The sequence below is a fragment of the Streptomyces montanisoli genome, assembly GCF_017813245.1.
Lineage (GTDB): Bacteria > Actinomycetota > Actinomycetes > Streptomycetales > Streptomycetaceae > Streptomyces > Streptomyces montanisoli.
On sequence record NZ_JAGIQL010000025.1, the window covers coordinates 48,965 to 57,346 of the forward strand.

At 71.4% G+C, this 8,382-nt stretch carries 6 protein-coding genes; all 6 read left to right on the forward strand.

The window, feature by feature from the left end:
- Positions 1–45: 45 nt before the first annotated feature.
- Genes JFN87_RS09075 through JFN87_RS09100 form a run of 6 tightly spaced genes read left to right on the forward strand, consistent with a single transcriptional unit; the run spans position 46 to position 7,685 of the window.
- Complete coding sequence (locus JFN87_RS09075) at positions 46–1,263, forward strand: polyprenyl synthetase family protein (protein ID WP_209339417.1); 1,218 nt, start codon at positions 46–48, stop codon at positions 1,261–1,263.
- On the forward strand, positions 1,260–2,834 hold the full coding sequence (crtI, locus tag JFN87_RS09080) for a phytoene desaturase family protein (RefSeq protein ID WP_209339418.1): 1,575 nt from the start codon (positions 1,260–1,262) through the stop codon (positions 2,832–2,834). Before JFN87_RS09075 ends, crtI begins: the two co-directional genes overlap by 4 nt.
- Positions 2,831–3,877, forward strand: coding sequence for a phytoene/squalene synthase family protein (locus JFN87_RS09085; RefSeq protein WP_245179002.1), 1,047 nt, complete (start codon positions 2,831–2,833; stop codon positions 3,875–3,877). Before crtI ends, JFN87_RS09085 begins: the two co-directional genes overlap by 4 nt.
- Positions 3,816–4,814, forward strand: a complete 999-nt coding sequence (locus JFN87_RS09090) for a DUF5914 domain-containing Rieske (2Fe-2S) protein (RefSeq protein WP_372449207.1) — start codon at positions 3,816–3,818, stop codon at positions 4,812–4,814. Before JFN87_RS09085 ends, JFN87_RS09090 begins: the two co-directional genes overlap by 62 nt.
- Positions 4,815–4,860: 46 nt before the next feature.
- Positions 4,861–6,096 (forward strand): lycopene cyclase family protein, encoded by a 1,236-nt coding sequence (locus tag JFN87_RS09095; RefSeq protein ID WP_209339420.1) that lies wholly within the window; start codon positions 4,861–4,863, stop codon positions 6,094–6,096.
- Entirely contained in the window at positions 6,096–7,685 is a 1,590-nt protein-coding gene (locus JFN87_RS09100) for an FAD-dependent oxidoreductase (protein WP_209339421.1), read from the forward strand. Before JFN87_RS09095 ends, JFN87_RS09100 begins: the two co-directional genes overlap by 1 nt.
- Positions 7,686–8,382: the final 697 nt, after the last annotated feature.

Here is an 8,382-nt window from a genome sequence, read left to right on the forward strand (position 1 = left end):
CGCTGTGGAGGAGAAGGGTTGTGACCCTCGTCGAAGGGAACTGCTGTGAGGCGCCAGAGCACCACGACTCCCGACCCGTCGCGAAGCGGCGAAGGACCACCATCACGCCTGCCGCCCGACGCCTTTGACGGGATCGAGGCACCCATCGCCTCGCAGGGCGAGGTGCCGGGCCGGGTGGAACTGGTGCTGCGGCACTACCTGGACGAGCGCAGGGCTGAGACCGCCTCGCTGGCCGCCCCGTGTGCTGACGACCTGGTCGACCGGCTCTCCGCTCTGGTCCTCACCGGCGGCAAACGCCTGCGGCCCGCCTTCCTGTGGTGCGGCTGGCGGGCCTCGGGCGGTACCGGTGCCGGACAGCGGGCGCTACTGCGCGTGGGGGCCGCGCTGGAGCTCTTGCAGGGCTGCGCTCTGGTCCACGACGACCTGATGGACGCGTCTGCCGTGCGCAGGGGACGGCCCTCGCTGCATCGGGCATTCACTGAGCACCACCTGGCCAACGGGCTGGGCGGCTCTCCCGCTCAGTTCGGCGCGTCAGCCGCCCTGCTGGCGGGCGATCTCGCGCTGCTGTGGGCGCAGGACCTCATGGAAGAGGCGGACTTGCCGGCAGCCGCCCGACAGCGCTGTGCGCGGTTGTGGCGGGCCATGCGGACGGAGATGGTCACCGGCCAGTATCTGGAGTTGTCCGCTCAAGCAGCACGATCGTGCACGCCTGACGAAGCGTTGCGCATCGCCCATCTGAAGGCCGGCCTCTACACGGTGCAGCGCCCGCTGGCGATGGGCGCCGTGATCGCCGGAGCCGGCGAGGAGATCCGTGAGCCGCTGGAGCGGGCGGGGGAGCGGGCGGGCCTGGCCTTCCAGTTGCGGGACGATCTCCTGGACCTGTTCGGTGACTCGTCGCGCACGGGCAGGCCCAAAGGTGAGGACGTGCGTCAGGGCAAGCCGACCTACGTGATGACGGTAGGGCTGCACAACGCACGCAGTGGCGGCCACGAGGCGGCCGCACGAGTCCTCGACGCGGCGCAGGGGGACCAGGGCCTCACGGAGCAGGGCCTCGCGAGGGTGCGAGGGGCACTGATCGACGTGGGGGCACGGGCGCACGTCGAGCGGCTGATCAGCGAACTGGAACAAGAGGCGCTGAAGGCGGTGGCGGCCCTGCGGCTGGACCCGGCCACCGCGGGCGATCTGCAAGGACTGATCAGCCGCGCTGCCGGCGTAGCGGCGCCGCCGGCGGCGCCGGGCACGTGCGGCGAGGAGGGCGCATGAAGACGGTCCAGGGCCCCAGCGACCACGTCGTGGTCGTCGGCGCGGGCCTGTCGGGGCTTGCGACGGCTCTGCACCTGCTGGGGGCGGGCCGGTCGGTGACGGTCGTGGAGGGCGAGCCCGGCCCCGGCGGCCGGGCCGGGCTGCTGCGACGCGGAGGCTATCGGATCGATACCGGTCCGACGGTGCTGACCATGCCGCACCTGATCGAAGAGGCACTGGCCGCCGTGGGCGCGCGCCTGGACGACCACCTGCGCCTGCGGCGTCTGGACCCGGCCTATCGAGCGCTGTTCGCGGACGGGACGAGCATCGATGTGCACACCGACGAAGAGGCCATGGCAGCCGAGATCGAACGGGTGGCAGGCCGGCCCGACGCCATCGGGTACCGGCGCATGCGTGCCTGGCTGAAAGACCTGTATCGCGTGCAGATGCGGTCCTTCATCGACGCGAACTTCGATTCGCCGCTTGACCTGGTCACCCCGGACCTCGCCCGGCTGGCCGCCATGGGCGGATTCGGGTCCTGGCACGGCCGTATCGCCCGCCACCTGAAGGACGAACGGCTGCAGCGGCTGTTCTCCTTCCAGTCCCTGTACGTGGGAGTACCGCCCACCCGGGCGCTGGCCGCCTACGCGGTGATCGCCTACATGGACACCGTTGGCGGCGTGTGGTTCCCCCGGGGCGGCATGCACGCGGTGCCGCGTGCGATGGCCGAGGTCGCCGCCCGGGCAGGGGCCCGCTTCCTGTACGGGGACCGTGTCGAGTCCCTGGAGCGCGCAGGCGGCCGCGCGGTGGCCGTGCACACCCGGGGCGGCGAACGCATCGCGTGCGACGCGGTGGTCCTCACCTGCGATCTGCCCGCGGCCCACCGGCTCCTGGGCGGGGCGCCGAAACGTCCGGTCGCGCTGCGCTACGCGCCCTCGGCGCTGCTGCTGCACACGGGCGGCATCCGCACATGGCCGCAACTGGCGCACCACACGCTGTCCTTCGGCGCGGCATGGCACGACACCTTCCGGCAGTTGACCCGCTCGGGCGAGCTGATGTCGGACCCCTCCCTCCTGATCACGCGAGCCACCGCGAGCGACGCGACACTGGCACCCGACGGCCGGCACCTGCACTCGGTGCTGGCGCCCTGCCCCAACCTGCGGCGCGGCAAGCAGGACTGGGACCGCATCGCTCCCCACTACCGGCAGCGGCTCATCGCCACGTTGGAGCAGCGCGGACTCGACGGCTTCGCCGCGAACACGGAAGTGGAGGAGCTGGTGACACCGGCCGACTGGGCCCGGCGGGGCCTGGCCGCGGGCACGCCCTTCTCCGCAGCCCACACCTTCGCCCAGACCGGTCCCTTCCGCCCCCGAAACCTGCCCTCGGGATGGGACAACGTCGTACTGGCCGGCTGCGGCACCACCCCGGGCGTCGGCGTGCCGACCGTACTCATCTCAGGAAAGCTGGCCGCCGCCCGCATCACCGGCCATTCCCCCCGGGCCACGCGGCCCGCACGCCACCGCGTGCACGAAGAACCACCGCAGCGGCGCAGCAGCGCTGTGGCGGCCACCGCGGAGGGAGACGGCCGATGACCAGCCGCGAACTGGACGCCGCCGGAGTCGACGACCCACGCCTCCGGGACGCGTACACACGCTGCCGACGCATCAACGCCCGGGGAGGCGCCACCTACTTCCTGGCCACCCGCCTCCTCAGCCCAGCCCAACGACCTGCCGTCCACGCCCTGTACGGATTCGCACGCTACGCCGACGACATCGTCGACGACCTCGACCCCAGCAAGACCGTCCGCCGGCGGACTCGTGACCTCCACGATCTCGACACCACGGTCCGGGAGGCCCTGGCCACCGGGCGCAGCGACCACCCGGTGCTGGCGGCACTGGCCGACACGGCTGCCCGCTATCGCATCGACCCCACCCACTTCAGCGCGTTCATGGCATCGATGCGCATGGACCTGACCACCACCGACTACCCCACATGGAGCGACCTTCGCTCCTACATGCACGGCTCCGCCGCCGTCATCGGCCTCGAACTGCTGCCCATCCTCGGCACCGTCGTACCCACCGCCCAAGCAGCCCCGCACGCCGCATCACTCGGCATCGCCTTCCAACTCACCAACTTCCTGCGCGACATCGGCGAAGACCTCGACCGCGGCCGCATCTACCTGCCCGCCGACCTGCTCACCACCCACGGCGTCGACCGGGAACTGCTCCAGTGGTGCCGGCGCACCGGCCACACCGACGCGCGGGTGCGTGACGCTCTGCGCGAGATGATCGGCCTCACACGCGGCATCTACCGCCACGCCGCCCAGGGCATTCCACTGCTGGACCAGCGCTCCCGGCCGTGCGTGCACACCGCGTTCATCCTCTACAGCGCCATCCTGCAGCACATCGAAGCCGCGAACTGCGCCATCATCGGCCACCGCACCGTCGTGCCCCGCCCGCACAAGGCCGCGATCGCCCTGGCCGGGCTGGCCCGCAGCACCGCCTGCCGTGCACGGCACGCCGGCATGTCCGGCCCGCGGCCGAAGGCCCCGACAACGGTGGAAGGAGTTCTGCGTGAAGATCGCCCACTCGTGGCACAGCCCTCTGCGTCCGCTGCCGCGCCAGGTATGGAGTGAACAGCCCGCCACCTGGCAAGCGGCCAAGCCCCACCTGATCCACTCCGCCCTCAAACGGGCCACCGCCCGGCCGTCGGGTAACTGGTTCGTACTGGCAGCCGGCCGCCATCTCCCGCCCGGCCGCCCCCTCGGCCGCACCGTGGCCGGCGAGGAGATCGTCGCCTGGCGCACCCCGACCGGACAAGTCGTCGCCGGGCCCGGCGCCTGCCCCCATCTTGGAGCACCCCTGGGCAAGTCCAGGGTCGTGGGCGGAGAGCTGGTGTGCCACTGGCACGGACTGCGCCTCGCCCCGAACGGAGGGCCCGGATGGTCGCCGCTGCCGGTCCACGACGACGGCGTACTCGTCTGGGTGCGCCTCGACCAGGAGGACGCGGAACCCGGCACGCCGCTCCCCGCGGTGCCTCAGCGGCCCCCGCGCGCCCAGGCGGTGGAAGCGGTCACCGTGCTGGAGGGCGCCTGCGAGGCGGAGGACATCATCGCCAACCGCCTCGACCCCTGGCACGGCAGCTGGTTCCACCCGTACGCCTTCACCCACCTCACCGTCCTGGAAGAACCCGACCCCGCCTCCGGCGACCGCTTCCTGGTGCGGGTTGCCTACCGCTTGGGCGGACGCGCGGCCGTGCCGGTCGTGGCGGAGTTCACCGCGCCCGGGCCGCGCACGGTCGTGATGCGCATCCTCCAGGGCGAAGGCGCCGGCTCTTCCGTCGAAACCCACGCCACACCCATCACCGCACCGAACGACCAGCGGCCGCGCACGGCCGTCATCGAAGCGGTCATCGCCACCTCCGCCCGGACCGGCTTCGGCGCCGCCCGCGCAGCCGCCCCACTGCTACGCCCGTTCATGCGGCGTGCCGCGACGCGACTGTGGCGCGACGACATGGCCTACGCCGAACGCCGCTGGCAACTGCGCAGCAACGGCCGCCTCCCGGGTATGTGACGACCACTCCGCACGCGGGATCAGGACCAGCGAAGGGAGGACATGCGTGAGGGACGCGGACGTCATCATCGTCGGAGCCGGGGCAGCGGGCCTGTCCCTTGCCAGATACCTGACCGCCTCAGCGGGCCCGGGCCGCCGCGTACCCTCGGTCACCGTCGTCGAGCCGCCACCGGGACCGTCCCGCAGCCGGCCGCGAACCTGGTGCTTCTGGGAGGAAGGCGAGGGACGGAACGACGAGTTCGTCTCCGCCTCCTGGCAGCACACACGCATCCGGGATGCGGACGGCCGGCCGATCACCGGCACGAGTCCCTACCGGTACAAGATGATCCGTTCCGAGCACTATCTACCAGCCCTCACAGAGCAGTTGACGGCCCACGACGGCTTCCAGCACGTCTCGGCCACGGTGACCGCGATCACCGACGGCCCGCACGGCGCACGCGTCATCGGCGTCGACGCACAAGGCCGCACTGTGGACCTCGTCGGCCGATGGGCCTTCGACTCCCGCCCGCCACGCCCACTGCCGGCGGCCCGCACCACACTCTTCCAGCACTTCCTCGGCCACTTCGTCGAAACCAGCACCGACCGCTTCGACGCCTCGGTGGCCGACCTGATGGACTTTCGCACCCCCCAACCCGCCGGCGGCCTCTCGTTCGCCTACGTCCTGCCCTTCTCCCCGCGCCACGCCCTGGTGGAGTACACCGAATTCTCCCCACGCCCACTGACCAAGGCCGCGTACGAAGCAGCCCTCGACCACTACACCCGGCGCATCCGCCCACTGGGGCCCTACACCGTCACCGGCACCGAACACGGCGTGATTCCGATGACCGACGCATCGTTCGCACGCCGGCACGGCAGGTCCGTCTTCGCCATCGGCACGGCCGGCGGCGCCACCCGCCCCGCCACCGGCTACACCTTCGCCACCATCCAGCGCCAGAGCGCCGCCATCGCCGAGGCCTGCCGCTCAGGCCGCCGCCCCCTGCCACCCAGAGCGCACAAACGCCGCCACCTGACCATGGACGCGGCCTGGCTGCGTGCCCTCGCGAGCGGCCGTATCGACGGACCCGCCTTCTTCACCCGCCTGTTCGCCGACAACCCGCTGCCGCACGTCCTGAGCTTCCTCCAGGGCACCTCCACCCCGCTCCAGGACATGCGCCTCGGCCTGCACTGCCCCGTCGCCGCCATGACCCACTCGCTCGCCGAGCTCCCGCTCCTGCCGCGCCGCGCGGCGCCCGCACACCACACCGGCACTCCCAGCACTCTTCCTGGAAAGAGCCCGCACTGATGCTCCAGCGCCCCGCCGTCCCGCACCGCCTGGCGCGCGACCCCAAGGCCGTCCACTGGCCCGCACCGCCCGGCAGCCCCCGTATGGGCGAGCCGGCGCGCACCGCCGTCGTCGGCGCGGGCATCGCAGGACTGGCCGCCGCCACCGCCCTGGCCGAACGCGGCATGCGCGTCGACCTCATCGAGCGGGAACCCGTACTCGGCGGCCGCGTAGGCGGCTGGCCCACCCAGCTGGCCGACGGCACCACACAGACGATGAGCCGCGGCTTCCACGCCTTCTTCCGCCAGTACTACAACCTGCGCAACCTCCTGCGCCGCACCGACCCAGCGCTCGCGATGCTCACCCCGGTCGGGGACTACCCCCTGCAGCACGTCAGCGGTGCCCGCGACACCTTCACCCGCATCCCGCGCACCCCTCCCTGGAACGTCGTCGGCTTCGCCGCCACCAGCCCCACTTTCACCGCCGGCGGCCTGGCACGCATGCACCCGCGTGCCGCACTTCCGCTGCTGAACGTGGACCCCACCGGCGTCTACCGGCAGCTCGACCACATCAGTGCCGCCGACTTCCTGACTGCGATCCGCTTCCCGCCCGCCGCACGCCATCTCGCTTTTGAAGTCTTCTCCCGCAGCTTCTTCGCCGACCCGCACGATCTGTCCGCCGCCGAACTGGCGCTGATGTTCCACATCTACTTCCTCGGCTCCGCCGAAGGACTGCTCTTCGACGTCGCCGCCGAGCCCTTCCCCACCGCCCTGTGGGACCCACTCGCCACCCACCTGGACCGCCACTGCGTACACATCCGCACCGGCACCACCGTCCACCGCGTCACCGAACGGGGCGACGGCTTCACCCTCACCACCCAGGACGCGCACGCGCCTGCAACACCCCACGACGAGCGCTACGACGCCGTGGTCCTCGCCCTGGACACCGGCGGCCTGAAAACCCTCACCGCCGCCTCACCCCGGCTCGCAACCTCCCACTGGCGCGAGCGGATCGCCCAACTCCGGCAGGCTCCTCCCTTCCTCGTCTCCCGCTACTGGCTCGACCGGCCAGTCCGCCCCGACCGGCCCGCGTTCCTCGGCACCAGCGGCTACGGCCCCCTGGACAACATCAGCGTCCTCAACCACTTCGAGGGCCAAGCCGCCCGCTGGTCCGCACAGTCGGGCGGCAGCGTGATCGAACTGCACGCCTACGCCGCGGACCCGCAGGAGGACCACACCATCCTCGCCCAGCGCCTGCTCCACGAACTCGCCCGCATCTACCCGGAAACCAGCGACGCCATAGTCATCGATCAGCGCCACGAGTGGCGTGCCGACTGCCCCCTGTTCACCCCCGGCAGCCACCACCGACGCCCCACGATCACCACACCCCACCCCCGACTCGCCCTCGCCGGCGACCTCGTCGCCTCGGCCACCCCCACCGCCCTCATGGAACGCGCAGCCACCAGCGGCTTCCAAGCCGCCAACACACTCCTGGCCACCTGGCACGTACGCGGCCACCCCCTCCTGACCGTCCCCACCCGCGGCCGCTCACCGCTCCTGCGCCTGCTCAGCAAGCACTTGGCCGCCACTACCCCCACAGGAAAGGGCTGAGCAGGCCGCTCCCCATAGGGCGGCCCGGACAGTGTGAGGGTCTCCGTGTGCCTCGACGTAGGGCTCGAAGGGCGGTTTGACCGCGCAGTCCCGGTTACGGAGTACCCCACGGTGCGGGCCGACGACGACGAGCCAGCCGGTCATCCCCCAACCGTTGTCGCTGATGAGGATCGCACCCCGCCCACACTCCACGAAAAACAGGTCGTCCTCGTCACGCGCGGTGGGTGCGTACCCGGCAGCGCAAGGGTCGTGATCTGCCGGTCGGCCCACCCTTCCGTCTCGACGAACGGCCCCTCCCGTCAATGCGGTGCAACGACGTGAGATCGAAGGCCGGCCCGGGGCCACCGGCTCCAACCTTCGCCAGAAACGTACGGTACTCATCGGGCAACTGGACACCGAACTGCGCCTCGGGCACGGCGATCGCGGCGGGAGGCAGGACGGGCGCGAACGTCGGGTATCGAGACGGCCCCTGGCCACGGGCTCGACGCTCGGCCTCCTCGACTGCGATGACTCGTTCCGCAACTCCCGACCAGTGCGCCTGGGCTGCTGGCGTTCTACGAACGCGGACAATGAACCGTACCGGGTTCGGTAGAGACTTCAGTTATTGTTTGTGACCTGGGGTTTCGTGGTCGTGAGGTAGTGGTTGTTCTCGTATTCGACCGGTGGAATGTGGCCTATTTCACCGTGGAGCCGGCGG